The 26,199-nt window shown below is 60.4% G+C and carries 26 protein-coding genes and 1 tRNA gene; 11 read left to right on the forward strand and 16 right to left on the reverse strand.

The window, feature by feature from the left end; all coding sequences use genetic code 11:
* Window positions 1–12 precede the first annotated feature (12 nt).
* Window positions 13–546: a transcription elongation factor GreB gene (gene greB / locus BM194_RS01490; protein WP_092842868.1), complete on the forward strand. Its 534-nt coding sequence runs from the start codon at window positions 13–15 to the stop codon at window positions 544–546.
* A 12-nt stretch (window positions 547–558) separates the two neighbouring features.
* On the opposite strand, the gene BM194_RS01495 is transcribed toward greB, so the two are convergent.
* Window positions 559–1,554, reverse strand: coding sequence for a class I SAM-dependent methyltransferase (locus tag BM194_RS01495; protein WP_092842870.1), 996 nt, complete (start codon window positions 1,552–1,554; stop codon window positions 559–561).
* On the reverse strand, window positions 1,551–2,330 hold the full coding sequence (locus tag BM194_RS01500; RefSeq protein ID WP_092842872.1) for a methyltransferase domain-containing protein: 780 nt from the start codon (window positions 2,328–2,330) through the stop codon (window positions 1,551–1,553). Before BM194_RS01500 ends, BM194_RS01495 begins: the two co-directional genes overlap by 4 nt.
* A gap of 147 nt (window positions 2,331–2,477) precedes the next feature.
* Here BM194_RS01500 and BM194_RS01505 point away from each other — a divergent pair, with 147 nt between their 5' ends.
* The 3 genes from BM194_RS01505 to BM194_RS01515 all read left to right on the forward strand — a co-directional run bounded on the left by BM194_RS01505 (window position 2,478) and on the right by BM194_RS01515 (window position 5,712).
* Entirely contained in the window at window positions 2,478–4,547 is a 2,070-nt protein-coding gene (locus BM194_RS01505) for a putative bifunctional diguanylate cyclase/phosphodiesterase (protein ID WP_092842873.1), read from the forward strand.
* A 91-nt stretch (window positions 4,548–4,638) separates the two neighbouring features.
* Window positions 4,639–4,715 (forward strand) — tRNA-Arg (locus BM194_RS01510).
* A 253-nt stretch (window positions 4,716–4,968) separates the two neighbouring features.
* Entirely contained in the window at window positions 4,969–5,712 is a 744-nt protein-coding gene (locus BM194_RS01515; RefSeq protein ID WP_092842875.1) for a sulfite exporter TauE/SafE family protein, read from the forward strand.
* 199 nt (window positions 5,713–5,911) lie between these two features.
* Here BM194_RS01515 and rloA3 read toward each other — a convergent pair whose 3' ends face one another.
* Both rloA3 and BM194_RS01525 read right to left on the reverse strand, forming a co-directional pair.
* On the reverse strand, window positions 5,912–6,481 hold the full coding sequence (gene rloA3, locus BM194_RS01520) for a retropepsin-like aspartic peptidase RloA3 (RefSeq protein ID WP_092842878.1): 570 nt from the start codon (window positions 6,479–6,481) through the stop codon (window positions 5,912–5,914).
* A gap of 82 nt (window positions 6,482–6,563) precedes the next feature.
* On the reverse strand, window positions 6,564–7,607 hold the full coding sequence (locus tag BM194_RS01525) for a CNNM domain-containing protein (RefSeq protein WP_092842880.1): 1,044 nt from the start codon (window positions 7,605–7,607) through the stop codon (window positions 6,564–6,566).
* 258 nt (window positions 7,608–7,865) lie between these two features.
* Between BM194_RS01525 and BM194_RS01530 the strand changes: the two genes are divergently transcribed.
* From BM194_RS01530 to BM194_RS01550, 6 genes are all read left to right on the forward strand, one after another.
* Complete coding sequence (locus tag BM194_RS01530) at window positions 7,866–8,123, forward strand: hypothetical protein (protein ID WP_092842882.1); 258 nt, start codon at window positions 7,866–7,868, stop codon at window positions 8,121–8,123.
* 157 nt (window positions 8,124–8,280) lie between these two features.
* Window positions 8,281–8,526, forward strand: a complete 246-nt coding sequence (locus BM194_RS01535) for a hypothetical protein (protein ID WP_092842884.1) — start codon at window positions 8,281–8,283, stop codon at window positions 8,524–8,526.
* Window positions 8,527–9,072: 546 nt separating this feature from the next.
* On the forward strand, window positions 9,073–9,492 hold the full coding sequence (locus BM194_RS01540; RefSeq protein ID WP_092842886.1) for a hypothetical protein: 420 nt from the start codon (window positions 9,073–9,075) through the stop codon (window positions 9,490–9,492).
* Between the two features lie 162 nt (window positions 9,493–9,654).
* Window positions 9,655–9,804, forward strand: a complete 150-nt coding sequence (locus tag BM194_RS20565; protein WP_166670955.1) for a hypothetical protein — start codon at window positions 9,655–9,657, stop codon at window positions 9,802–9,804.
* 187 nt (window positions 9,805–9,991) lie between these two features.
* A complete protein-coding gene (locus BM194_RS01545; protein ID WP_092842888.1) occupies window positions 9,992–10,495 on the forward strand; it encodes an Hsp20 family protein in 504 nt (167 codons plus the stop codon).
* Between the two features lie 215 nt (window positions 10,496–10,710).
* A complete protein-coding gene (locus tag BM194_RS01550) occupies window positions 10,711–11,025 on the forward strand; it encodes a hypothetical protein (RefSeq protein WP_092842890.1) in 315 nt (104 codons plus the stop codon).
* A 451-nt stretch (window positions 11,026–11,476) separates the two neighbouring features.
* Here BM194_RS01550 and BM194_RS20570 read toward each other — a convergent pair whose 3' ends face one another.
* The 12 genes from BM194_RS20570 to BM194_RS01605 all read right to left on the reverse strand — a co-directional run bounded on the left by BM194_RS20570 (window position 11,477) and on the right by BM194_RS01605 (window position 25,301).
* Window positions 11,477–11,626, reverse strand: coding sequence for a hypothetical protein (locus tag BM194_RS20570; RefSeq protein ID WP_177223308.1), 150 nt, complete (start codon window positions 11,624–11,626; stop codon window positions 11,477–11,479).
* Between the two features lie 130 nt (window positions 11,627–11,756).
* Window positions 11,757–13,763 carry a sensor domain-containing diguanylate cyclase gene (locus tag BM194_RS01555; RefSeq protein WP_092842892.1) on the reverse strand — a complete coding sequence of 669 codons (2,007 nt, stop codon included), beginning with the start codon at window positions 13,761–13,763 and terminating at the stop codon, window positions 11,757–11,759.
* Window positions 13,764–13,884: 121 nt separating this feature from the next.
* Entirely contained in the window at window positions 13,885–14,685 is an 801-nt protein-coding gene (locus BM194_RS01560; RefSeq protein WP_092842894.1) for an ABC transporter permease, read from the reverse strand.
* 10 nt (window positions 14,686–14,695) lie between these two features.
* The gene (locus tag BM194_RS01565; protein WP_092842896.1) at window positions 14,696–15,583 is read right to left on the reverse strand and encodes an ABC transporter permease; all 888 of its coding nucleotides are present in this window, start codon (window positions 15,581–15,583) and stop codon (window positions 14,696–14,698) included.
* Window positions 15,567–16,736 carry an ABC transporter ATP-binding protein gene (locus BM194_RS01570; RefSeq protein ID WP_092842898.1) on the reverse strand — a complete coding sequence of 390 codons (1,170 nt, stop codon included), beginning with the start codon at window positions 16,734–16,736 and terminating at the stop codon, window positions 15,567–15,569. The genes BM194_RS01565 and BM194_RS01570 overlap by 17 nt, the downstream gene beginning before the upstream one ends.
* 143 nt (window positions 16,737–16,879) lie before the next feature.
* Entirely contained in the window at window positions 16,880–17,998 is a 1,119-nt protein-coding gene (locus BM194_RS01575; protein WP_092842900.1) for a substrate-binding domain-containing protein, read from the reverse strand.
* A 314-nt stretch (window positions 17,999–18,312) separates the two neighbouring features.
* Entirely contained in the window at window positions 18,313–19,476 is a 1,164-nt protein-coding gene (locus BM194_RS01580) for a porin (RefSeq protein ID WP_092842902.1), read from the reverse strand.
* A gap of 503 nt (window positions 19,477–19,979) precedes the next feature.
* Window positions 19,980–20,753: a ProQ/FINO family protein gene (locus BM194_RS01585; protein WP_244890841.1), complete on the reverse strand. Its 774-nt coding sequence runs from the start codon at window positions 20,751–20,753 to the stop codon at window positions 19,980–19,982.
* Window positions 20,754–20,788: 35 nt separating this feature from the next.
* Window positions 20,789–21,346 carry a dihydrofolate reductase gene (locus BM194_RS01590; RefSeq protein ID WP_092842904.1) on the reverse strand — a complete coding sequence of 186 codons (558 nt, stop codon included), beginning with the start codon at window positions 21,344–21,346 and terminating at the stop codon, window positions 20,789–20,791.
* Window positions 21,343–22,116: a thymidylate synthase gene (locus tag BM194_RS01595; protein ID WP_244890844.1), complete on the reverse strand. Its 774-nt coding sequence runs from the start codon at window positions 22,114–22,116 to the stop codon at window positions 21,343–21,345. The genes BM194_RS01590 and BM194_RS01595 overlap by 4 nt, the downstream gene beginning before the upstream one ends.
* 139 nt (window positions 22,117–22,255) lie before the next feature.
* Complete coding sequence (gene lgt, locus BM194_RS01600; protein ID WP_092842907.1) at window positions 22,256–23,086, reverse strand: prolipoprotein diacylglyceryl transferase; 831 nt, start codon at window positions 23,084–23,086, stop codon at window positions 22,256–22,258.
* Between the two features lie 37 nt (window positions 23,087–23,123).
* A complete protein-coding gene (locus tag BM194_RS01605; protein ID WP_177223309.1) occupies window positions 23,124–25,301 on the reverse strand; it encodes a response regulator in 2,178 nt (725 codons plus the stop codon).
* A gap of 107 nt (window positions 25,302–25,408) precedes the next feature.
* Between BM194_RS01605 and BM194_RS01610 the strand changes: the two genes are divergently transcribed.
* Window positions 25,409–26,197, forward strand: a complete 789-nt coding sequence (locus BM194_RS01610; protein WP_092842910.1) for an NRDE family protein — start codon at window positions 25,409–25,411, stop codon at window positions 26,195–26,197.
* The last annotated feature ends 2 nt before the right edge of the window (window positions 26,198–26,199 follow it).

A 26,199-nucleotide genomic window follows, 5' to 3' on the forward strand; every position in this document is an offset into this window, starting at 1 on the left:
ACGCAGTCGACGATGAAAGGCCGCAACATGACGCGTTGGCGAGACCCGGCCAAGGATCCTCGCCAGGAAAAGAAGAGCAACCTGATCACCCCGCAAGGCTTTGCCCGGCTCAAGGGCATACACGACCATTTGTCGCGGGTGCGTCGACCGGAGATCTCCGCCAAGGTCGGCGAGGCCGCTGCATTGGGCGATCGCAGCGAAAACGCCGATTACACTTATAACAAGAAAGAACTCAACCGGGTCATCGCGCGCATCCGTTACTTGGGCAAACGGCTCGATGAACTGCAAGTGGTCGACCGGCTGCCGGCCGATACCGGCCGGGTCTATTTCGGTGCCTTTGTCACCCTAGAAGACGATGAGGGAGAAGAAATGCAGATCCGCATCGTCGGCCACGACGAGACCGACACCGCCAAGCGCTGGATCAGCGTCGATGCGCCGCTGGCCCGCGCCCTGCTCGGCAAGGCACTTGACGATGATGTGACCGTCGCGGCGCCGGGTGGCGAAACCACATACATCATCACCGGCATCGACTATCGCGAGCCTTGATGACCAGGCCATTCACCGCTTGACGGCATGATAGACCCGAAAACGCCGATTGTCGGCCAGTACCGTGAACGTCCCGAAAGCAGCCTCGAGCAGGTCGGGATAGGGCAGGAAGGCATTGGCCACCAGCGTCAGGCTGCCTCCGGCCATCAGCCGCCCGGGGGCTTCGCGAATCAGTCGCGCAGCCGGGCCGTAATCGATGTCGCGCTCCTGATGGAACGGCGGGTTGCTGACAATGGCCGTGAAGCGTTCGCCGTCGGGCAGCCCCGAATAGACATCCCCTTGCACTACCCTGCCCTCAAGCCCGTTGGCCTGCAGCGTGCGTCGCGTGGCCTCTACGGCGAAGGCATTGATATCCGTGGCAGTGACCTTCGCCCCATGCCTGGCCAACCAGGCGGCGATGACGCCGTCCCCGCACCCCACGTCGAGCATCCCCGTGTCGCCCGCTCCCGGCAGGCTCGGTAGATTCTCGAGCAACAGCCGCGTTCCCTCATCGAGCTTGCCGTGCCCGAACACGCCGGGATGACTGACCAGTGTCAGATCGAGCGCCTCGAACCTCGACCACACCTCGTCCGGTGCGATAGGCACCGGTGCGATCAGGGTTTCCAGCAGCAGGCACCGCCTGGCACTGTCGACCTTGCGGCACCCCAACCCCAGCGCAGCCAGTACCTTCAGGGCTCGCTTGATGCCACCCTGGTTTTCACCGACCACCTGCAGCCGGGTACCCACCGGCAACTGAGTACATAGCACCAGCAGCCACCACTCGCCCAAGGCATGCGCCTTGGGCCAGAACAGTACAGCTCCCGGCACGCTAGCGATATTCGGTGACAGGGTATCGAACACCTCGCGGCCGCGCTCACGCCATGCCTGACATGTCCCTAGGTCGGTGCTCCACAGCCGCCCCTGGCCGCTTTCCAGCCAGGGATCACGCGGCGGCGCTACCCATAACCAGCCCCGGTAATCCATATCCTGACGCTCCAACAACTGGCATGGCGGGGTAATGGCGGTCATTCCCGGTTCTCCAACGTCGAGGGTTTGTAAATGCTGTACAGCAGATAGCGTCCGAGCCGCCAGTGCGGGTCGACATCGCAGTAGCGACGCTCGAGCTCGAACAGGCGCTCAAGTGTCGCGTCATCCGGATCGCGTTCACGCAGATAATCGTGAAAGATGCGAATCCCCGCAACATGCCGGATCGCCAGGCCATGCTCACGCAGCCAGCCACTGACCTGTTCGTGGGTCACTGGCGAGATGGGCGTCAGGCGCTGGCGCTTGCCGGTCCCTTCCAGGCGATCCTCGAGCGCCTTGCTCAGATTACCCTTGATCACGTTGGAAAAGCGCAGCGCATCACGGTTGAACACCATCAGCGACAGATGCCCGCCCGGCGCCAGCAGCGATGCCAGCGTGGCGATCGCCGCTCGCGGGTCGACCAGCCACTCCAGCACGGCATGACAGACGATCAATCGCCAAGGGCCTGGAGCCCGCTCGGGCAGGGCCTGCAAGGGTGCTTGCAGAAGATGCACATCGAGCCCGGCAAGCGATTCGCGTGCCCGGGTGAGCATGTCTGCAGATGGCTCGGCAAGGGTGACGGCATGACCGCGACGGGCCAGCCAGGCGCTCATCTGCCCCAGGCCACCACCGACATCCAGGGCAGGCTGGGCCTGAAGCGGCAACGTACGCGGCAGCAATGTATCCAGCAGTGCCAGGCGCAACCTGCCACGAGACGCTCCATACAGGCTGTTGGCAAACTTGTCGGCCAGGCCATCGAAGACCCGATCATTGAGGCTCACGTCGCCCTCCACCGAAAAGCGCCCAGTCTAGCGTTGGCGAGCGTAGCGCTCCAGCCGGAGCCGCCACGACAGGATTAAAGTTTTCGGCACGCTGGCCGATACTATCTCGTTCGCCAGGTTCCACCTTAGAACAACAGGAGTGCCCAAGTGCACCATTTGCCGCCCCTGCTCCATTCGGTTGCCAAAGCGCTGGATATTTCCAGCCTTTCGTTCACTATCGCGGACGTCGAGGCGCCGGGTATGCCTCTGGTTTTCGTCAACCAGGGCTTTGAGCAGTTGACTGGCTACTCCCGGCACGAGGTACTCGGGCGCTCATGCCGTTTCCTGCAGTCCCAGCGCACCGAAAGCGATGTCGTCGAGCGTCTGCGCGAGGCGTTGGCCCGGCAGGAGCCGACCACGGAAACCCTGGAAAATCAGCGCAAGGACGGTTCGTCGTTCTGGAACCGGCTGATGCTTTCGCCTTATACCGCACCTGATGGGCATCGCTACATGCTGGGTTTCCAGCATGACGTGACCGATTACCGACGCCTGAAACTGGCCAAGGCGGTATTCGACAGCACCCACGACGGTATTCTCGTCACGGACGCCAACAAGATCATCATCGACACCAACCCGGCGTTCACCAGCCTGACCGGCTACGAGCGTGAGGAAGCCATCGGCCACAAGCCGCACCTGCTTTCCTCGGGAAAGCACGATGCGGTGTTCTACCAGACCCTGTTTGCCGCCGTGGCCAGACATGGATTCTGGACCGGAGACATCTGGAATACCCGCAAGGATGGCAGCCAGCTCATCGAACACACCACGATCTCGGCCATCCACGACGAGACCGGCCAGGTCATCAATTATGTCGGCGTCTTCCGCGATATCACCCAACTGCGCCTGAACCAGGCCCGGCTGGAGCGCCTGGCCATCTACGACCCGCTGACCGGGCTCTACAACCGCGAGCATTTCAACACATTGCTCGAGAGCCAGTTGGCCGGGCTGCAGTTCAACGAAAGCGGGCTGGCCGTACTGTTCATTGATCTTGATGACTTCAAGCCGGTCAATGACCGCTTCGGCCATGCGGCAGGCGACAAATTGTTGATCGAGATGAGCCGGCGCCTCAAGCGCCTGATTCGCAGCACCGACCTCGTATCGCGCTTCGGTGGTGATGAGTTCGTCATTGCGCTGACGGGCGTGGGTAACGGGGAATGTGCCGTCGAGACGGCCAGGAAGCTGATCGACGACCTTATCCAACCTTTCCTGCTCGACAGCGGCGAGCAGGTGAGGATCTCAGTCTCGATCGGCGTGGCCTTCACCAGCGATTATCGCTTGGGGAGCAATGCGTTGATCGACAGTGCCGATCACGCCATGTACGAAGCCAAGCTGAGCGGCAAGAACCGTATCGCCCGGGCTCGCCACTTCGTCGAGTCCGGCCGCCACGATGCCTATCAGCGCATTCGCGAGGCCTTCGAAGAGGGAGAGCTGGAACTTTACTACCAGCCCATCGTCGATCTGACGACTCAAGAGACGCTGAGTTTCGAAGCCCTGACACGCTGGCAACACCCACAGAAAGGCCTACTCGGGCCTCAGCACTTCATTGATATCCTCATGAACTCCTCGCTGAGCCTGCCCTTCTGCCACTGGCTGATCCGCGAGGCCGGCCGCATGGCCAAGCTCCTGGCCAACCAGGGCTACGCTACCCCCATCAGCATCAATCTTGCCCAGGACCAGATCGAGACAGGCAGCTTCCTGCGCGCCATCACCGAAACGCGCGATGCATTGCAGTTGAGCCAGCCGTTCCTGACCATCGAAGTGCTGGAGTCGACTCACTTCCATGACCTCGACCTGGCCTGCAGTCAGCTTCTGGAAGCCAAGCAACTGGGTACCACTATCGCTCTCGACGACTTCGGCTCGGGCATCTCCTCGATCACCTATGCCAGCCATCTCCCCATCGACACGATCAAGATCGACCGCAGCGCGATCATCAATATCGATACCCGTGAAGATCAACGGCAGTTCGTCGGTGGCATTATCGGCATGGGCCATGCCATGCAGCGTCGCGTACTTGCTGAGGGGGTGGAACGCGAGAGTCAACTGGTCGAGTTACGCAAGCTGGGCTGCGATCTGGCCCAAGGTTTCCTGTTCGGCAAACCAATGCCGTCGGCCAGCGTGCTGGAGCGCTATATCGGGCCGACGGCTCCCGGCGATTACCCCATGCGGCGCCTGACTGGCTGACCTGCCAGCCCCTGCCTGTCGCGGGCCGTTCCGCCGCCATGGGTTTATCTCGTCCGGTCAACGGCTTATAATGCGCTCCGTCCTGCGCATGGCCCCCATAGCTCAGCTGGATAGAGCGTCCCCCTCCTAAGGGGAAGGTCTCAGGTTCGAATCCTGATGGGGGCACCATCTAAACCAATAGCTTAAAGGTAGCCATCAAGCTTCGAGTTATTGTAAATTCCGATTCGCTCTCATAACCGCCCCCACACTCGACGCAGCTCAGGCCAGGCATGAACCCCGCGCATTGAAAGCCGAGCCCGAGGCACTTTTCCGCTACTGCTGGTATCGCACTTGAAGGTTGGATGTGCGGTCGGGGAAAATTGCCAGACCGTGAAAGCCATCGCACACTCTTACTCGTTCCCTTGTCGCGTATGGTCGCCCTGTGAGTGTCGAGACACTTGTCATCATTGCCTGTGCCTATTTCGTGGCTGCCTTTGTCAAAGGGGCGACCGGCTTGGGGTTCTCGACTTCCGCGCTGCCCATCCTCGCGCTGGGCTTGGGGCTGAAAGCCGCTATGCCGCTCGTCATCATTCCCTCGCTGGTCAGCAATGCCATCGTAATGAAGCAGGCAGGACACTTCAGCGAGACGATTCGGCGCTTCTGGCCCATGTTTCTCGCCACCATTCCCGGCTTGTTGCTGGGTCTCGCCATACTTGATGTTATCGACAGCCTCATTGCCGGGGCGACACTTGGGGTCGTCCTGATCGGCTACGGGGCATTCACGCTGCTTCGCCCAGGTCAACCTATGTCGGATGCCCTGGGCCGGAGGCTTGCGCCGGTCTCAGGCTTTCTTACGGGGCTGATCAATGGCATGACCGGATCGCAAGTGATGCCGGTACTGCCATTCCTGCTCGCGCTCCGACTCGATCCCCAGCGGTTCATTCAGGCGATCAATATCTCTTTCAGCCTGTCGAGCGTCATCATGGCGCTGGGCCTGGCAAAGCTCGGCCTCATGACGGCCGAGTCGGTCTGGATCTCGTTGCTGGGGTTGGTACCGGTTTATGCCGGCACAAGAGTCGGCGGCATCGTACGCCAAAGGATGAATGCCGCCACATTCCGCCAAGTGGTCCTGTTGGTGCTGATCGCCTTCGGCATGGTCCTGGTCAGCAAGACCGCTCTGGCCTAGTGCGTGGCGGTTGTCGGGGCAGCATTGTCTGGAAGCGCCTTGCTCAAGCATGGCAATACGAAAGCCGATAGGGAGAGAAAGGCTCCCGAATCGACCCGGGGAAGCCGGAAGGCCCCAAGGAAGGCACAGTAGATGCAGCATGGCTGTTCAAAGCCAGGCGAACGCTTCACCAAGCGCAGCCTGCCCCGTGCCTCAGATATCAGTCCCCGATATCGTCGTCGTACGTTTTCTGATCATAGGCATGCACTGTCGCGTCCTCACTGCACTCGGGATCGCGTGTGAACGTCTCGGTGACATCCACAGGGCCCAGGTCCTGGATCGTACGACGTCCAAGCAGCACGGGATAAAGCATGTCGTCACGATCTTCCAGGCTGAACTGCTCTTCGTAGATGGTCTGGCCGATACAGAGCTTCATGAGCACGACAGGACGGTCTTCCTTGCCGCCTGCTCCACGCACGGTGAGGTCCCGATACAATGGCCTTTCGAAGCGCTGCTCCACGACATCGCCACTGGCCTCGTCCTCGACCTCTACCGTGAACCGGACCCACGTTTCACCATCATTTTCGTACTGTTCGATGTTCTCGGCATGCATGGACGAGGTCAGAGCCCCAGTATCCAGCTTGGCTTTCACCTCGGTGCCCCACGGTTCGATCGTGGCCTTCTCGATCCATCCTAGAGCGTGCGGCGCCCCGTCGGCCTGGGCACCAAAACTGACCAGCCCCAGGCTGGCAAACGCAGGAAGTAGAGCCGCTTTGATTCGTTTATGCATAACGTCCTTATCGAGCTGGTTCGCTTGTCCACAAAGAGAAGGCAAGGCCTAGCGACGGCCCTGCCTTGTCGAAAAGCAGCATTCACTCACTTGTCTGGCGAGGAGACGCTTTTTCTTCTCGCTTCAGACGTTTCAGCCAGCGCTGCTTGGCATAACGCCTCAGATTCTGAACATTGTCAGTCTCGTCGACAATGTCCTGCCCAAGGATGGTCTCGATCACATCCTCCAGCGTGATCAAGCCAACCCAGGTACCGTGGTCGTCGTAGACCACCCGAATGTGGCCACGATCCCTGAGCATGGCGGTAAACACGTGCTCGACGCTGTCCGTGTCCCTGACCGACGCGATGGGATGCATCAGCGCCTTCATGGTCTTGTCGTCGTCGGCATGATAAGTGTCTGCCTTGTGAACGTACCCGAAGGCTTGCTCGCCAGCATCCATGACCGGGAAGCGTGTATGTGGCGATCGTCCATACTGCGCGTCGAACTCCGCCACGGTCATGGACGGCTCAACGGTATTGCAGACGGTACGTGGCGTCATCGCGTTTCTGACGTGAATCTCATGCAGGTTGAGGATATTGGTGATCGTTCGCGCCTCGTCGCTGTCCAGGGCTTTCTCTTCCAGGCCGATCTGCGCCAGTGCCTTGATTTCACCACGCATGTCCACATCGTGTTCCGACTTGCCGATGCGGTTGGTGATCAGTTCCGACAGCCAGATGAAAGGCAGCAGCGCCCCGATCATGAAGCGCAACACCGACGGCAGTAGCGGCGCCAGGCTTCGCCAGTAGGTTGCGCCGATGGTCTTGGGGATGATCTCTGACATCACCAGAATCAGCAGCGTCATGACGGCGGACGCCACCGCTATGTACGTTTCTCCAAACAGCACCGAGACCTGGGCACCGACACCGGTAGCGCCGACCGTATGGGCAATGGTGTTCAGGGTCAGTATCGCGGCCAGAGGCCGATCGATGTTGGACTTCAAGTTGGCAAGCGCCTCATGCAGCTTGGGGCGGTTGTCCTTGAGCTGGGCGATATAGCTGGGAGTCAAGGAAAGCAAGGCCGCTTCGAGGACCGAGCACAAGAAGGAGAAACCAATAGACAGGATAACGAAGGCCGCTAAAAGGACCATGGGGACTCACGGTTGGGATTGAAGCGCTATTTATCCAAGCCCGCCCCACCATGTCAATAGGTCAAGCATTGCTGAGACGCTTTCTATCCATGCCACAAGGCGCTTGCATCTGGCTCCGCTGATTCCGCCTCGCACCGTGAATAGCCACCATGTTTGGTAAGCGAGCCGTCGTTACTTGGCAGTCGGGGGTACGATGCCCTACGTTGGAGGAGCGGGACGCTACGGATGTGCGTCCAGGTTCTGACATGGAGAGTATCGATGACTGAAAAACTGACCATTGATGAGGCTGCACGTATCGCTGAGGAGGCTTTCGCCCCCTACGAATGCAAAACGAAGGAAGTCGACGATGGAGACCTGCTCAAGGTCGCAGTTGATGTCAATGGTCACCTCGTGGATGTGAATGACCTGCACAAGGACATCTTTACGGACAAGGAAGTATTCCTGTCCAAGCTGGAACTTGCCCGACAGCGTATGAGTGACATTGGCGCCGACTTCGGCGAGTGGCGTACAGGCTAGGCCTCGTTGCCAGTGGCCCGGTCGCAGACCGGGCTCATCGTGCCGGTAACGGTGTCACTTGCCAGCCAGCCCAAGGGAGAGGCTTGCCCTTGTAAAATACTGTGTGCATAAGATACATTTATGAAACATAAATAAACATTGCACGCAGGGATCGCCGATGCATAAATCGTTTGCGCTCGTCACCACGTGCGGCATCGCCATTGCCGCCAGCACCACGGCGCTTACCTTCCCCGAGAAACAGCCGCTGCCCGTCAACCCTGACCAGTTGACTCCCCAGCAGCAACAGTACTGCAGGGATGTGGCACTGTGGTACAGGGAAGAGATGTTGGATATCCAGGTTCGGCAACGCCAGGGCAGGCCCGATACTCACGGCACCTACATGCAGTGGTGCACGAGCCGTTAGGCACGTTCTTCTCGCAATCCTTCATGAAAAAGCCCTGCACAGAGCAGGGCATAATCACGTGACGCGGCTAATCAGACGAAACCCAAAGACAGGCACGAGTCATTCGAGGCGTCACTCACCGGTACGGCAAGGCAGGTAACGTTCATGGAGAAATAATCCGTTACTTCTCGTTGCGTGCCCTCGCTCCGGCAAACCAAAAAAACAGCCCGACCACAAGGGTCGAGCTGCATAGCGCTGCGTATCCTTGCTTCCTTCACAGGCATCCTGCCCGTGCATCCTTGGCGCATGAGCCATCCATGTGCTCGTCTTCCTTGCTAGGGCTTCCTGCCCAATGACACTAAGGATGGCAGCTCATAGCATTCATTGCAGTAATCCATGTATATGGCGTTTGTAGGAGATCGCTGACGTCTTTTGTGAGACATCACGGTGGGCCTCGTCGAAGCCAGTCATCCTGAACACATCGGGCTATTGCAACGAGCGTTGAGCCAGAAAGACCTTCTGCCATTACACTGTGTTGTCTGACCTTGGCAACGACGGGAGATCAGCATGAGCGATTTCGACAGATTGATCAGGAATCTGGCCCGGGCCGGTGCACTGGCTGCCCGAGCAAGACAAGGCGACAAGCAAGTCATCGATGAACTTATCGACTCCCTGCAGGCCTATGTGGGGGCCAGCGCCGAAACCTACGAAGGCGAAGCCTCTACCAGGCAGGAGCAGGAGCCGGCACAGCCCGAGGAAAGGCCGAATGCCGGCATCGACAAGACCATTGACGGCTACCGGGCCACCAAGGAGGCCATGGCAGCGATTATCGACAAGCATATGCTGGCGGCATTCGAAGAGATCGAATCCCTGTACGGCGCGACACCAACCGATGTGACGCTCCGGATCGATGCGCAACAACCACTTGAGAGTAACTACCCGAATGGCAGGTATGCCGGAAGCGACGTGCGACTAGGCGGCGATTAAGCGCTGACAACACGCCGGCGGCGCAGGGACGCTTGTCGCCGGGACTACGGTGGGCAAGGCCCGGCATTGCGTTTCGTAACCAAATCCACCATTGACTCGCTGTGTACCAGCCTCCATAACTGAATGGATGACGCTGTGTCTGATCCCAGACAGGGAGGTAACATGAGGAAGTTCATAGGAATGGCAGTCGCCAACTGGCTGCGCAAGCCGGAGAATCAGGACAAGGTCAAGCGTACGGCAAAGCGCTTGTGGCACAAGCACCAGAGTCGCAAGCAGACCACGAGTCGCCACGATCACACCCCGCCCCGGTGATTCCCCTGCCCCGGTCAATGACCGGGGCATTCATGTCGAGACAAAAAATTTCTTGCTCCCTCTTGAACCGGTTGTAATCGACCCTATTTTATGTTTTGCCAACCGGCAAGACTCTAGCCAGGGATGCTGCCAAGCGGGTCCCGCTGCGCAAGAGTCCGACTTCGCTAGACATTAGGGAGTACTTGTCATGACTACCGCATCATTCTCTCTGGCACCGCTGTTTCGTCATTCCATCGGATTCGATCGGTTCAACGACTTGTTCGAGCGGGCTTTCGAGGGGGACGCCACCACCAGTTATCCTCCGTACAACATCGAAAAGCATGGCGAAAACGAATATCGCATTGTCCTGGCCGTGGCCGGCTTCACCGAGCAGGATCTGAGTATCAGCGTAGAAGGCGGCGTGCTCAGCGTCTCCGGTGCCAAGCCAAACACTACCGAGGAAGGCAAGACGATCGGCTACATGCACCAAGGTATCGCCCAGCGTTCCTTCAAGCTTTCCTACCGCCTGGAGGATCATATCGAGGTGCATGGCGCCAGGCTCGAGAATGGCCTGTTGACCATCCACTTGCTGCGCGTCATCCCGGAGGCGGCCAAGCCCCGCCAGATTCCGATCGGCTCCGACGCTAGCGCTTCGACACAAGTACATCAGTTGGAAGCCAGCAAGGACGACACCAAGGTCGAGTCCGCATAAACGGTAGCGCTTGATCTGGGATGTCAGTCTGCAAGAGCCCCGCTTCGGCGGGGCTCTTGCGTGTTAGCCAGGGATGCTCGACCACCATTGCAGCAGCCAGAATTAAAGTAACTTAACGTAACATAATGAGAAGAATAGCCTCGCAGCCCTGCGGCGGCCGGCTAAACTCATAGGAACTGCTACGCTTACCTATTCATGGAATGACGAGGTGTACCATGGCACAGGGACATGTATCTTGTGGACACAGCTTCGAGAAGCTGATGGCGTCCTTGGGTGGCGCCAGGAACGAACCGGAAGCAGCGCTGAAGCCGACTGATCCAGCGACAAGCACGCTGGATATACGCACTCCCATTGAGCGCATGCAGGAAGCTAACCGACGTCTTCAGGAAGCCACCGCACGCCTGAAGCAATCCAGTGCCCGGCTCGAGTATAGCGTGTCCAGCCTGCAGACCGCAGTGGCCCAACTGCTGGAAAAATACCCCGAACTGCGCCGGGAGCTGCCGCCCGAGGCAAAGACCAGAAAGTCCTAAGCTCTATCTGAAAAATCGACGAGCGATAGCCAGACAAGGCAAAAATTGACGAAAAAGCGGAGTTTACGTGGGTAAATGAGCATCTTGAGTCGATTTTTAACGCCGTATGGTTGAGCGCAGACATTTTTCAGACAGAGCGTAGCTCTCTGGCACGACTCGCCCAGCCTCGACAACAACGGCCGAGGCTGGGATTGCCAGCCACCAACCGACCGGAGAACCATGATGCCGCTAGCCCAGCAACAGCCTCCGCCGGAAGACCCTCCCCTTCACGACCCGCCTTCACCGGAACCTCCCGATGAGGAGCCACAGCAACCCCCTAGACCGGAAGACCAGCCCGGGGACACGCCACCGGAAGAAGCCCCACCGTATCCCGAGCCACCATTGCCACCCGGTTGAAACAATCAGCGACACCTGACGAACGAGGCCGCTCTGTGAGCGGCCTCGTTGACGATCAGGCGGACCCTCCCCCCGTCGAGTCCTGGAATGATTCCTCGTCCGGGGTGGGATTGACAGGCTCATCCTCGCCACAAGCCGAGAGTGTCAGTGCGCCGAGAATGGCCAGTGAGATCAAAAGAAACTTGCTGCGCTTAGTGGTCTGCATTGCTTCTCTCCATGAAGTCGTTAATGCGGTCGAGCCGACTCAGGCATCTGTCATTCGGCCCCACGGCCGGTCGAACTCTTAGTTATAGAAGCCATACCCGCAGAAGCCAATCGACACATGCCGCAACGCCTCAGTCGGCAGTCACACGATTGCGCCCGGCGGCCTTGGCCCGATAGCTGGCCTGATCGGCGCGCTGCATGAGCGTGTCAATATCCTGGTCGCCAGGCCGGAAGGACGTCACGCCGAGGCTCAACGTCACTCGATAGGCCTTGCCCTGATGCTCGACACTGACCGCCTCGACGGCCTTGCGCAGGGCTTCCGCCGTCGTCATGGCCTGTTCCCTGTCGCAACCGGGCATCAATAGCGCGAACTCGTCACCACCATAGCGAGCAAGGTTGTCACTCTTGCGTACTCGGGCGGCGGCTGCCTGTGCCACACGCTGGAGCATGTCATCGCCCAGGGCATGGCCACCCTCGTCGTTGATCGGCTTGAACCGATCCAGGTCGAAGAACACCAGCGCCGAGGGCTTGCCGCTTTTTACCCAGTCGGCCAGTGCCTCTTCCATGCGGCGCTCGAAGCCACGCCGATTGAGCAGGCCGGTCAATGGGTCGTGCTCTGCCTCCCAGCGCTGCAGGGCTTCCACCTCGCGCGTGTGGGTGATGTCCTTCATCGTGCCCACGAAACCGAGCGGGCGGCCATCGGTCAGGCGTACCAGACTGGCATGCGCCTCGACCCAGATCGTCTCTCCCCGGGCGGTAAGGTAACGATACTGGCGCTGGAAATCGCGCCCGGTAGTCAGCGTATCCTGCCAATGATCCCTGACGTCCTGCCTGTCGCTGGCATGGACATGCGCGCCGAAACTGCGCTGACGATATGCCTTGAGATCATAGCCGGTCAGTTGCGTCATGGCCGGGTTGATGTAACGCAACTGACCTTCGAGGTCGTAGATGAACATGCACACCGGCGAAGACGCCAGTACGGCATCCAGGAAGGCCTGACGGTCGAGCAGTTCGCCTTCGGTCAGGCGCTGTTTCTCGACGACACGGTTGAATGTCTCCATGACCTGATTCAGTTCGGTAGCACCAGTGCGCAACTCGACACGTTCGCGCAAGCCTTGCCCCACGGCATGAATCTGGCGCTCCAGGCGCGTCAACGGCCACAGGGCCAGGCGCAGGAGCCACCATAACAATGCCAGCATGACCACGACGGTAACAGTACCCACCAGCCACATGTGGCGGACGAACCACTCCAGCGGCGCAAACGCCTGCTCGCGAGGCACCATCACGCTGACGACCCAGTTGGCCGGCCAGACCTGGCGGTAGGCCTGCAAGGCCATCTGTCCATCGGCGAGCGGGCCAACGGCATTGCCCTGCCACCCGGCCAGCGCCAGGTCCAGCCAAGGGTTCTGCTCAGCCGGAGGGGCATCCTCCAGGATCCAGCGCAGGTCCGGGTGCACCAGGATCTTGCCGGAGGCAGTCGTCAAGGCGGCAAAGCCCTGGTCGCCGATACGAATACGACGCAGCTTTTCGAAGAAGCTGCCCTGCCGGATGTTGACGACACCGCCGACGAGTCCCTCGAACGCTCCATCAGGACCCGTCAATGGCACGCTGAGCATGAGCAGGGGCACTCGGCTGGCCCGGCCGAAGAAGGGCTCGCTGACATAAGGACCACCGACCTGGCGCTGGAAAGCAAAATATCCCTTGTCGGATACATCCAGCCCCTGGCGACCGGCAACCCGGGGCCAGTCAGCCAGAACACGGCCATCCCTGCCAACCACCACCAGGCCATCGAACAGGGCCAGCAGCGCATCGTTGTGACGGAGTGCGGTACGCAGCAGTGTGGCACTGGCGCTGCCTGTCGCCGGTAACTGGCTCGCCAGTCGATCGAGCGAATCGAAGCGCAACAGAATCTCTCGCTCGATCATCTCAGCGATGATTCTCGCCTCGTATTCGAGGTGCTCATCGCTGACTTCCCGGATCAGGCGCTGCCCCGAATCCCAGGTCGACAGCAGAATGGCGGCAATCACCACGATCCAGCCGATGGCCAGCCCTAGCAATAAACGCTTGTGCAGCGAGCGGACACCCAGCGTCAGGACCCGGCCGACACGCTGGAGCCCTGCGGCAAGCCTCCCTTTCAAGGATTTTCCTCAGGCAAAAAAGCGAAAGGCCTAGGATATAAGCCTGAGGATAGGCCTGGCTATTGTACGATCAGTTAAAGTCGCGCTTACGTTCAACGCTGTCTGCCCGACTCTCGCCAGACTAGACCCCTTTGGGCTTCAGTTCGCGACGTCTCTTCAGCTCGTAGACGACGGCAATCAGGATCGTGATGACAATCAGCACCAGCCCCAGCGCATTGACGGCAGGCGTCAATCCGGTGCGCACCTTGGAAGCGATGTAAACGGTCAGGGTGGTGTCGTAGCCGACCACGAACAGCGAGGTGTTGTAATTCTCGAAGGACTGCAGGAAGGCAATGACGGCTGCCGACAGGATGGCCGGCTTGAGAAACGGCAGCAGTACCCGCCGAAACGCCTGCCAGGGCGTGGCTCCCAAGTCCAGCGCCGCTCGCTCCAGGGTACGGTCGAAGCGCTGCAAGCGCGCCATGACCATCAACATCACATAGGCCGAGATGAACGTGGCCTGCCCCAGGACGGTGAGGAAAGTGCCGCCGCTGACCCCGAACTCGCGCCAGAAGATCAGTGTGGATATGCCGATGATGACGCCGGGTGTCAGCAATGGCGACAGGATGAGGCCGTAGACGAAGGGCTTGGCCCGGCTCTCGACAGTCGTCAGGAACAGCGCACTGGCCACGCCGATAGGCACGGCCAGGCACAGCACCCCGCCGGCGACCAGCAGGCTGTTGCCCAGCGCTGCCCACATCCTGCCATCGGCCCACAGCTCCGCAAACCACTTGAGCGTGGTCCCGTTCCACGGCGTGATGGTCGGAAAGCGACTGTCATTGAAGGTAGCCACCGCCATGATCGCCAGCGGCAGGAACAGGTAGACGAAGAACAGGCCGATATACAGCCGCAGACCCCAGTCGAAAAAGCGCTGCGCACTCATGTGTGCTTCCTTATTTTGCAATGTCCGCCAGGCCCACCTTGAACAGGCGCATGACCAGTGCCATGAAACCGATGCACAGGATCAGCAGCAGGAAGGCGTAAGCAGCCCCCTGGTTCCAATCCCCGCCTTCGAAGAACCAGTTGTAGATGATCTGCGTGAACCAGCGACTGCCCGGCGAGCCCAGCAAGGCCGGCACGGCATAGCTGCCCGCCGCCAGCATGAAGGTCATGATGCAGCCCGTGGCAATGCCGGGCTTGGCATGCGGAATCACGATGCGCCAATGGGTACGCAGGCTGCCCGCGCCCAGGTCGCGCGCGGCGCGAATCTGGTTGCCGTCCAGGCTCTCGATGGCGTTGTAGAGCGGAAACACCATGAACAGGATGTAGGCATAGACCATGCCGACCAGCACCCCGGTGTCGCCATTGAGAAAGCGGATGGGCCGCTCGATCAGCCCCAGGGTCAGGAGGATCTCGTTGAGGGGCCCGCGGAATGCCAGCAGAATGAACCATGAGAAGGTGCGCAGTATCTCGTTGATCCAGAACGGGATGATCAGCAGCAGCAGGCACAGCGCCGCCTGCCCGGGGGTGGCAGTCTTGGCCAGGTAATAGGCCAGCGGATAACTGACCAGCAACGTCAGGGACGTGACCAGTACGCTCGACCATAGCGTCTTGAAGAAGATCGATAGGTGGATGTCATTGTTGAACAGGGTGACGTAGTTGATCAGGGTCCAGCCATCCTTGGGCCCGCCGATTTCCGCTGGCAGCAAGCTGGGCCGCAGCGAGTAGTCGATCATCTGCAACTGGGGTAACGTCACCATCAGGATCAGCCAGATACCCAGGATGCCGGCGATGGCCATGGCCACCGGGGCACCGAATCGCGCCTTAAGCTGACGAAACATGCGGGCTCTCCCTGTCGGGGCGTGTGGCGGCTTCCTGTATCTCGCCCGTCTCGGCATCGAGCATGGGCGAGCCGTCATCGGCCATCACGATGGCCTTGTCCGGGGCATAACCGAAGCTTGCGGTCTGGCCCGGTTGCAGGGCGCTGCCCTCGCCTTGCCCGGCCAGGATGCGCAGCGTGTCGCCTGTCGCCACGAGGCGGGCCTCGAGCATGCGCCAGGCCCCTTCGAAACTGACCGTCTCGATGCGAACCTCCAGCCGTGGCGCTTCCGTTTCCTCCTCGGCACTGCTTGGGGAAAGATGCTCGGGGCGCACGAACAGGGCTGCCGGCTGGCCAGGGCTGAGTTCGCTTTCGCAACGCCCGGTGAGCCGTCCTAGCCCGGGGACCTCGAGCACCGCCAGCCCCGCATGACATTCCACCACTCGCCCGGGCAGACGATTGTTCTCACCGACGAACGTCGCCACGAACGGTGTCTTGGGCCGGTGATAGAGCGTTTCGGGGTCGGCCACCTGCTGGATGCGCCCCGCCGACATCACGGCGACCCGGTCCGACATGGCCAAGGCCTCGCCCTGGTCATGGGTGATGTAAATGAAGGTGATGCCGGTCTTGCGCTGGATGGCCTTGAGTTCGTTGCGCATGTGCTGGCGCAGCTTGAGATCCAGCGCCGAGAGCGGTTCGTCCAACAGCAGCACACGCGGCTCCACGGCCAGGGCCCGGGCGATGGCCACCCGCTGCTTCTGGCCACCCGAAAGCGCCGACACAGGCTTGTCACCGCTTCCACCCAAGGCAACCAGGTCAAGCAATTCGTCCGCCTTGCGCCGCCGGGTAGTGCGATCCACACCACGCACTTCCAAGCCGAACTCGATGTTCTGATAGACGCTCATCAACGGGAACAGCGCCAGGTTCTGGAAGATCATCGCCGTAGGGCGATGGTTCACCGCCACGCCACGCATCGAGGCATCGCCGATGCGCACATCGCCTTCGCTCGGCGTCAGAAAACCGCTGATGATGTTCAGCAGTGTAGTCTTCCCGCACCCCGACGGGCCGAGGAAGCTGAAAAACTCGCCCGAGCGAATCTCCAATGAAGTCGGCTCGATAGCCGTGAAATCGCCAAAGCGCATGACGACCCTATCCAGGGTAACGCTGCTATCCATCCAGGTTCCTGTTGTTATTGGTCACGAAAAGTCAGGGCAACAGTATCGCGAGATGCCGAGACAAGGCGGATAGCGATGCGAAGACGGCGTTGTCCGCCAACGTCCGCATCGCTATGCCATTTTCAGGGCAAGCGTTGTCGGTCCTAGGCGGACAGGTAGCGGTCCTGATACTCGTTGCGCAGCGCCACGTACCAAGGCTCCTGGATCGGCCACCACCACAGGTTGGCCAGGTCCTCCTGGGTATAGGATTGCTCGAAGAAACGCCGCGTCGCCTCGGGCAGCAGCTTCTCTGCGCCCACCGAGGTGGAGTTGTAGCCGGTGGACTTGACGAACATGGCACCCGCCTCGGGCGTGTAGTACCAGTTGATCAGTTCGTAGACAGCATCGACGTTCTGGGCATTGCGCGGAATCACGAAGCCCTCCATCCATGCCAGCGCGCCCTCCTTGGGTGCGGCATAGCCGATATCCATGCCCTCGCTCTGCAGGCGGAACGCGGTACTGTCCCACGTCTGGCCTATCACGGCCCCATTGGTGCGGAACGCGGCCTGGGCTTCGTTCTCGGTATTCCAGTACTGGGCAATGAGCCCCTTGTGCTTGACCGCTTCCTCGAGAATCACATCGAAGTTGGCGCGCATCGCCACTTCGGATTGATAGGATTCCAGCAGCGGACGCGGCAGCTTGCCTTGCGCCTGCAGCCAGAGCCCAATGCCGACCAGGGCGGAGTGGCCACGCACGGTCACGCCCTGCCCATTCTCGGGGTTCCAAAGGTCGCCATAACTCAGATTGGCAGGATCGATAGCGGCATACTGGCGATCAAACGCGATTGCCTCGGTGCCCCAGTCGCTGGGTGCGAAGTAACGCTTGCCATCGACTACGCCGCCGACCCGCGAGCCTTCGATCGCGCTTTCCAGGCACCCGGCCCACTTGATGCGCGACTCGTCGAGCGGCTGGACCAGTTCGTGGTCGAGATAGCCCGGTACACGGTCCACCGTGGGCATGATCACGTCGAAGCCGCTGCCGTCGCTGGCACGCAGCGAGTTCATCAATTCGTCGTTGGTGCCATACGGCGTGAAGGTCGCGTTGATCCCGGTCTTGTCGCGAAAATCGGCCAGCATTTCGTCAGTGAAGTACCCCGCCCAGGCATAGATACGCAGGTTCTGCTCCTGCGCCAGCGCCTTGTTGATATAAAAACTTGGCAGGCTGGCGGCAGCCCCTGCAGCCAAGGTGCCCTGCAGGAAACGACGACGCGAGATCGACGACATGGAAGTGTTCCTCGTTCTTCTGGTTATGTTCGGGTGGGGCTAACAGCCCAACGCCGCTAATGATGGCTGGCGTAACACGACAGTCCGATGACAATTGAATGACAGTTCAATTATGACCGGGTTGGAGGCGATTGCCGCTCAAGGTGGGCCAGAATGTTCAACGCTGGGTAAGCGGAAGAAGGCAGAAGGCAGAAGGCAGAAGGCAGAAGGCAGAAGGCAGGTAGCTTTGTAGGAAACTTTCAGGCAATAGAAAGCCGGCCCCAAAGGGCCGGCTTCAGTATCACGAGAAAGTCGTGAAAGGGTGTTCTGTCCGCTTAGAACGCGTAGACAGCACCAACGGAGATACCGTCGTCTTCATCTTCATCACGATCGTACCAGGCAGCTTCAACGTAGGTGTACATGGCAGAAGAGAGGTTGTAGGTGGCACCCAGCACGACTTCGTTGTATGACTCGTCGCTGGTATCGGTCGGCAGGTCCGCATCGTTCACGGCATCGCTGAAGGTATCGCCGAAATCGGAGCCACCTACGTCAACATATTGGTAGGCACCATAAACATCACCGAAGCCGTAACCATAACGAGCTCCGAGGGCGTAGCGATTCTGATCGGCGAACAGATCAGAGTCCCCTGACTCGTAACGCTCATATTTGGCAGCTACAAGAAGGGCGTCGATGGAGTATTGGAAGGTCACACCAAACTGGTCGCCAGCATCGAACTCTGTCTCACCTGCAACGAGTTCACCGTCTACGCCTTCTTCCAAGTAGGTAGCACCAGACACGTCGCCATCGTAGATAGCAAGGTTGTCGTAAACAGCGGCAACGGAGAAGGCACCGACTTCATACTTCACACCACCGAAGAAGGAAGCGCTACCGGAGCTATCGACGTTTTCGCCCTCAGCGTCGCCCTTGTACTGGGTACCGACGGCGAACTGGAAACCACTGAAGGACGGTGACAGATACTGGAGCTTGTCGCCTTCACGATCACTGTCTGAGTTCTGAGTATTAACACCATCATCGCCAGTGACGAGGCTATTGCTGTCAGTGACGTCAAAATATTCGTTGTTGGAGATCGGATCCTGGACCCAGTCATCGATCAGCGCATCCCAGGAACCCAGGCGAACGTCACCAAAGTTACCTTTCAAACCCATGTAAGCCTGATCGCTGCGTGACAGGCCGTCTTCAGCGTCATCACCTTTCGACTCGTCAGCATTGAATTCCCACTCAGCCTTGAAGTAACCGGTTAGGCCTGGGTTGATGATATGCTGACCAGTCACACCGAAGGTAGAACCATTGTCGAAGATATCATCTTCAGACTCTACAGATCCGTCATCTTGTGCAGTTTCGATGCTGCGGTAAGCGATCTGGAGGTTACCGTAGATGTCGAGCTGAGTACCGTCCTGGTTGTAGACAGTCGCGGCCTGAGCAGCGGCGGAGGCACCCAGGGCACCGGCAATAGCAGTCGCTAAGAGCGTCTTTTTCATCGCGATAGTTCCTTAACTAGCTTACTGTTCGATCGTTGTCTGCGTTATGCAGCCGGCTTGCCAGGCGCCCTCGACAGAAGTTAGGAAGGACTGCCTTAGCGAAGCCTTGTTATTGTCCAATGCTCGCAGGAGAAACCTTATACCGGGTCCATTCGGAACGCAACAAGAAAAAAACACTGTTTTTAATCCTTGTGCACGAAAGTCGAATAGTGCCCTATCGCTAGTGTTGCCCTGCGTGCCAGGCCATGGTCATCGTGATGCAACCACGCCTTGCTCGCACCGTAATCCGCCTTCATGACAGCAAGATGACGAATGCGAACGCCGTTCATGATGAGCAGCCACCGGCTGAGTTGCAAGGGCTCGCCAAGCGCTAATAGACACTTGCTGACCAACGCCCAGCCAACGCAGCCCCAGCGGGCAAAATAAAGCGCATGGCTATCAGCTACTTAACACAAAAAAACCGGCAAAATTGCCGGTTTTTCATGCCAAACTGAACGCACCGATTACTGTCGGCCACCATGCTTGGCCAACAATTCGCTCAATTTTTCATCAAGCCGTGCGTGACGCTTGGCTTCTGTCTTGTCCTTGCGACCCTTGTCGCGCTCACGCTGGCGGGCCTGAAGACCGTCGAGCTTCTTGCGGGCGTGCTGGGCCTCTTCATCATTCACCGTCCCCGCCGGCTGGCCATCCAGATCGACACGCTCGATACCGGGCCTCACGGCCTTGAGGTAACGCGGCAGGTGGACATAACAGGCCAGCGCCCGGCGCACCAATTTCTCTGGCCAGGGCTCACGCGCCAGCAGGTCCTCGTGGATACCGACCTTGAGTGGCCGCGTATGCCCCTTGAAGAAGGTGTTCGTGTAACGACGGTACCATTCGTTGAGCAGCGCCTGGGGAGACGGCAGCTCTTCCTCGGCCTGGGGCGCTGCATCGGCCGGTGGCTCGGGCTTGGAGGTGTCCGACACCGGCGGTTCAGGCGCTTCGGTTTCGGCTTGGGCTTGGGCTTGGGCTTGGGCCTCGACAACGTTAGCGTCATCGCTGCTGCCTGTAGCTACCGCTGCCCCTCGCTGGGGTGACGGATAGTCACGCACTGCGGGCGTTGGCGGTTCTTCGACCGATGAGACCAAGGCCTGCTGGGATTCCAGAGCCTCGCGCAGGCGCCGGTTTTCCGCTTCCAACGTGGCGACACGCTGACGTAACGAGGCAATTTCGCTCAGGCCCAGGCGGGCCTGCGCCTCCAGCAAATCGAATAGCGCGGTGGTGCGTTCGTTGATCAAAGCTCGGTCTCCCCCTGAAACCCGCCCGGATGAACTTATGACTGGCGTCGCTCATAAGCCACGAAGGCATACTCGGGACGGCATCTGCCCTGTGAATCGCCGGTACCGCTCTCCTCGCCCACGACACGCTGGACCTCCTGCCACGCTTGCGAATCGAACGCCGGAAAGTAGGCATCACCTGCGATATCCACCTCGACTTCGGTCAGGTAGAGGCGTGAGGCACTCGGCAGTGCCTGACGAAAGATCTCTCCTCCACCGATTACGGCAATTTCCTCGGCGCCATCGATCGTCGCCTGTTGGTCGGCCAGCGCCAATGCACTTGCCAGATCATGACAGACACGCACGCCCTCGTGGTGGAATTCGCGGCTGCGGGTAACGACGATATTCAAACGCCCCGGCAAGGGCCGCCCAATCGACTCGAAGGTCTTGCGCCCCATGACCAGCGGCTTGCCCAATGTGATGCGCTTGAAGAACTTGAGATCCTCGGGCAGATACCAGGGTAACTGGTTGTCCACGCCGATCACGCGATTGCGCGACATGGCCGCGACCATGGCCACCGGCACCAGGGTATCGATCGTCTGTCGTTCGCTCATACGGCGACCTCGGCCTTGATGTGGGGATGCGGATCGTAATCCTCGATGGATATGTCCTCGAAGCGGAAGGCAAACAGATCCTTGACCTCGGGATTCAGGCGCAATTGGGGCTGCGACTGCGGGGTGCGCGACAGTTGCAGCTCGGCCTGCTCGAGATGATTGAGGTACAGGTGGGCATCGCCCAGGGTGTGCACGAACTCGCCCGGCGCCAGCCCGCAGACTTGGGCGATCATGCGGGTCAGCAAAGCATAGCTGGCAATATTGAACGGCACGCCCAGGAAAATGTCCGCGCTGCGCTGATAGAGCTGGCAGGACAGCCGCCCCTCGGCAACATAGAATTGGAATAGCGCATGACAGGGTGGCAGGGCCATGTCCTCGATCAGCGCCGGATTCCAGGCCGAGACGATCAGCCGCCGCGAGTCGGGATTGTGGCGAATCTGTTCGACGACGTTGGCGATCTGGTCAACATGCCCGCCGTCCGGTCGCGGCCAGCTACGCCACTGGTAACCGTAGACCGGCCCCAGCTCGCCGTCTTCGTCCGCCCACTCGTCCCAGATGCGCACCCCGTTTTCCTTGAGGTAGGCAATGTTGGTCTCGCCACGCAGGAACCACAGCAACTCGTGAATGATCGAGCGCAGGTGCAGTTTCTTGGTAGTGACCAGAGGAAACCCGCGCGCCAGGTCGAAGCGCATCTGATGGCCGAATACGCTACGGGTGCCTACCCCGGTACGGTCATGCTTGGTCACGCCATGCTCGAGCACATGGCGCATCAGGTCGAGGTAGGGCTGTTCCAGCGCGGGTCGAGAAGTCGCCGTTGCGGAAGCCGTCGGTGCGGAGGAAATCAAGGACACGGTTTCGTCGGACATCGATCAAGTGGACCCACAGTGTAGCGACCCCTTCCACCAGCGACTAGGCTTGCGGCCCTGTCTTTTGCGCCGCTGCCTCGGGCTCGGCACGAGCACCGTCCACCGGCTGGCTGCGCGACCAGGCCATCAGTGCCAGGCCCGCTGCGATCATCGGCAGGGTGAGCAACATGCCCATGGTCAGCCAGTCGAAGGCAATGAACCCCAGTTGCGGATCGGGCATTCTCACGAACTCGATGGCGAAGCGGAAGACCCCATAGAGCACCAGGAACAGGCCCGAGATCAAACCACGGTGACGGGGGCGACGCGACACGAACCAGAGAATTGCGAACAGCACGACGCCTTCGAGCAGGAATTCATAGAGCGACGAAGGATGACGCGGCTCGGGCCCCATGCCCGGAAACGGCATGGCCCATGGCACCTCGGCAACGCGCCCGGGCAGCTCGGCATTGATGAAATTGCCGATGCGACCGGCCCCCAGGCCAATCGGGACCAGCGGCGCAATGAAGTCAGTAAGCTGGAAAAAGGCCAGCCGATGCTTGCGGGCAAACAGCCAGGCAGCGATCAGCACGCCGATCAGACCGCCATGGAAACTCATCCCGCCATCCCAGACCTGGAAAATCCATAGCGGCTCGGCCAGCAGGCGGTCGAACCCGTAAAATAGCGCGTAGCCAATTCGCCCGCCCAGCACGACGCCCAATGCGCCATAGAACAGCATGTCGCCGATATCGTCCTTGGTCAGGCCCAGGCGATGCGCCCGCTTGCGTCCCAGCCACCAGGCGCCGATGAACCCTATCACGTACATCAGGCCGTACCAGTGCACCTTGAACGGCCCCAGGGCTATGGCGACCGGGTCGATTTGCGGGTAATCAAGCATGGCTCTCTCACTACATCGGGAAACGGAAAAACGCCGATCAGGTCGGCCTGGGCAAGGTTCCGGGCAACCAGCGCTGGATCATATCGATCAGCGCCTGGGGGCGATAGGGCTTGGCCAGATAATCGTCCATGCCGGCGGTGAAGAACTGTTCACGATAGGCATCACTGACGTTGGCAGTCAGGGCAATCAGCACACTGCGCCGCCCATCGCCACGGGATTCGCGCTCGCGCCAGCGCCGGCTGGTCTCGATACCGTCGGGCGCCGGCATGAAGATATCCATGAACACCAGGTCATAGAAATGCTCCCCCGCCAATGCCAGCGCCTCCTCGCCGCTGGCCGCCGTATCCACGTTCAGGCCATGGCGCGAGAGGACATTGTGGGCCAGCGCCGTGTTGACGGGACCATCGTCGACGATCAGCACCCGGGGCGGCACAGCCTTGACCGACGTTTCGCTGCGCTGCCCCCCTGCCTTGAGCAACTCGGCCTGCGGCGAGTCGCTGAGGCTATCGAGCATTTCCATGAGCCCCCAGAAGCGCTCACGGGTCGGGTTACCGACATCGACACCACCCTGCCGTACCTGCGTGGCCAACGCCTCGAGTTCGCTGCGCAGCAGCTTCAGGTAACGCGTCTTCAACTGCGATTCCTGGCGCGCCCGGTCGCGGGCCATGGTCATCTGTTGCAGCCGATGAAGTGCATCGGAATCATCCAGCAGCAATAGCAACTCGTGCCCCTGCCCATCCCTACTGCGCAGCAGACGCAATCGGCGCCAATGCCCACTGCCATCGCGCACCCGTACCTGCTGGCCACTCTCGGCGTCGCCTTCAGGCAGAATGACCAGCTCACTGGCCATGCCCTGCAACTCTCCGCGTGGCCGGCCATTGAGTCGTTCGAAGGCAGCATTCACCGCCACCAGCACTCCCTCGTGGCTTAATACGACGGGCACCTCGAGGCCATCGATCAGCGCTTGCAACCGGGGGCGCACCGCGAGGCGCTGGGAGGCCCGCTCCAGGGAGTCCAGCGAGTGTTCAAGTCGCGCCAACGACGAATGGCCCAATAGGGCGCCTGGCGATGTGGCCTCTTGGGCCGAAGGCAGCCAGGCGGGCATTTCAGCCTCGAGTCGCTGTCGGATATGCGCCATTCGCGCCATGGGAACGCGCATCTCGCCCTCCCAGCGCTGCATGCGGTAGTGCGACTGCATCTGAACCAGAGCCAGCACGATCAGGCTGCCGGCAGCCCAGAACAGCACGACCCAACCCAGAGAAGACATTGGCCAGGAAGGTGGCAAGGCCGGCAACCGGCCGACCATTCGCCAGCCGGTGGTAGACAGCGTGACCCAGGCCAACAGCCCCTCGCCCTGCTGGGCATCGTCGAGCGGACGGATACCCCGCGGCCCCGCACCGTCAGGCAGTTCGGCAGTGGCGTTGCCTGTCAGCGGCATGCCACGGGTATCGACCAGCCAGACGTCACGACTGGCCCTGACATAGGCCTGCATCAGCCGCAGCAGACGATCGCTGTCCAGCGTGACGCCCAGCAATGCCTGCCGATCGGTACCGAAGATATTGAAATTCAACTCGATGGCAGGCCGGGAAACTTCCTCGCTGGCTGCCTGCCACGGCAGTTGCATGCCCGGTGGGACTTCGCCGGTACCCAGCCAATGCGTCTCCAGGTTGGGCACGGCAGAAACACCATTTCCCTGCGATCCCGGCAGAACCGCGGCCACACCTTGAGGCAGCACGACATAGAGACGCTGGATGAGCGCATCGCTCTGGTAAAGGTCGCTCATCAACGGCTCGAGGCGGTGAATCTGCCGGGCAAGTGCATTGGCTTCACGCTCACTTCCGGTGTCCGACGGGCTGAAGACGTCATTCGCCTCGGGTTGTGATGGTGAGTGCGTGCCAGGAAAGGGGAATGCGAAGGCAACCGCCGCGGGTGGCCCCTCTCTGTGGAAAAGGCGGCGCGTGGCATACCCCAGCTGCCTAAGGTACTGTTGTTGATCAGCCAGGCGCTGGTCGAGCAGCCGTGCCTGAAGCTGGAACGTGTCGAACTGCGCCTGGCGGTATGCCTCGACGCGGTGCTCGTGGTCATTGTGCCAGACCCAGCTACCCACGCCGAGACAAAGCAGGGTAAAGGCGACCTCGGCCAGCAGCACCGGCAAGACACTGCGCCTGGCCAGGCGCCGCCGAGGCTTGTCTCCCTTCACTTTTTTCCCCGACATGTCTTGCATCGGCATCCCTGGCATCGAGAATAACGAAAGTTTACGCCCTTGCTTATCATGATGTCATGACAGGCCAGCCAAAACGAGGACCCTCGGAATAAAGTGCTATGTGTCTTATCGTCCTAGACTGGCAACCCGGCAGCCTGAGGCCCCTGCGCCTGGCCGCCAACCGGGATGAGTTCTACGATCGGCCGACAGCCCCCCTTGCCCGGTGGCAGGAGGCCCCGGATGTCCTGGGCGGACGCGACCTGCGCGCCGGCGGGACCTGGCTCGCCGTGCATCGCAAAGGCCGCATGGCCGCCGTAACCAATGTCCGCGACCCGCAGCACAAGGCGCCAGCCGATGGCCCCAGCCGCGGCGAACTGGTGCGCAACGCGCTGGAATGCGACTCGCTGACGACATGGCTGGAAGACCTGGCCAGGAGAGGAGCGTCAAGCTATGCCGGCTTCAACCTGCTGGCCAGCGATGGTCATACGCTCTGGCACCTGCATCATGGCCGCACCGGAACCCGGCTGCAGCAGGTTGCACCGGGGCTACATGGGCTCTCCAATGCGACGCTGGATACGCCGTGGCCCAAGCTGCTGCGCAGCCGGCGGGCCCTGGAAGACATAGCGGCATTGCCGACGTCCGCCTTTGCCAAGCAGGCCTGGTCGCTGCTGGCCGATGAGTGGCGTCCTGACGATACGGCGCTGCCGAACACAGGTGTAGGGCTGGAACTTGAGCGCTTGCTATCCGCGCCATTCATTACCAGCCGCGATTACGGCACGCGCGCCAGCACCTGGCTATCGTGGCATGCCGAAGGCCAGCTCGACATGGGCGAGCGCAGTTTCGGCCCCCATGGCCAGCCCCTGGATGAGAGGGAGCAGTCACTGGCGCTTTCCCCGCTACTGACATGAGC

Source organism: Modicisalibacter xianhensis (assembly GCF_900113605.1).
GTDB classification, from domain to species: domain Bacteria; phylum Pseudomonadota; class Gammaproteobacteria; order Pseudomonadales; family Halomonadaceae; genus Modicisalibacter; species Modicisalibacter xianhensis.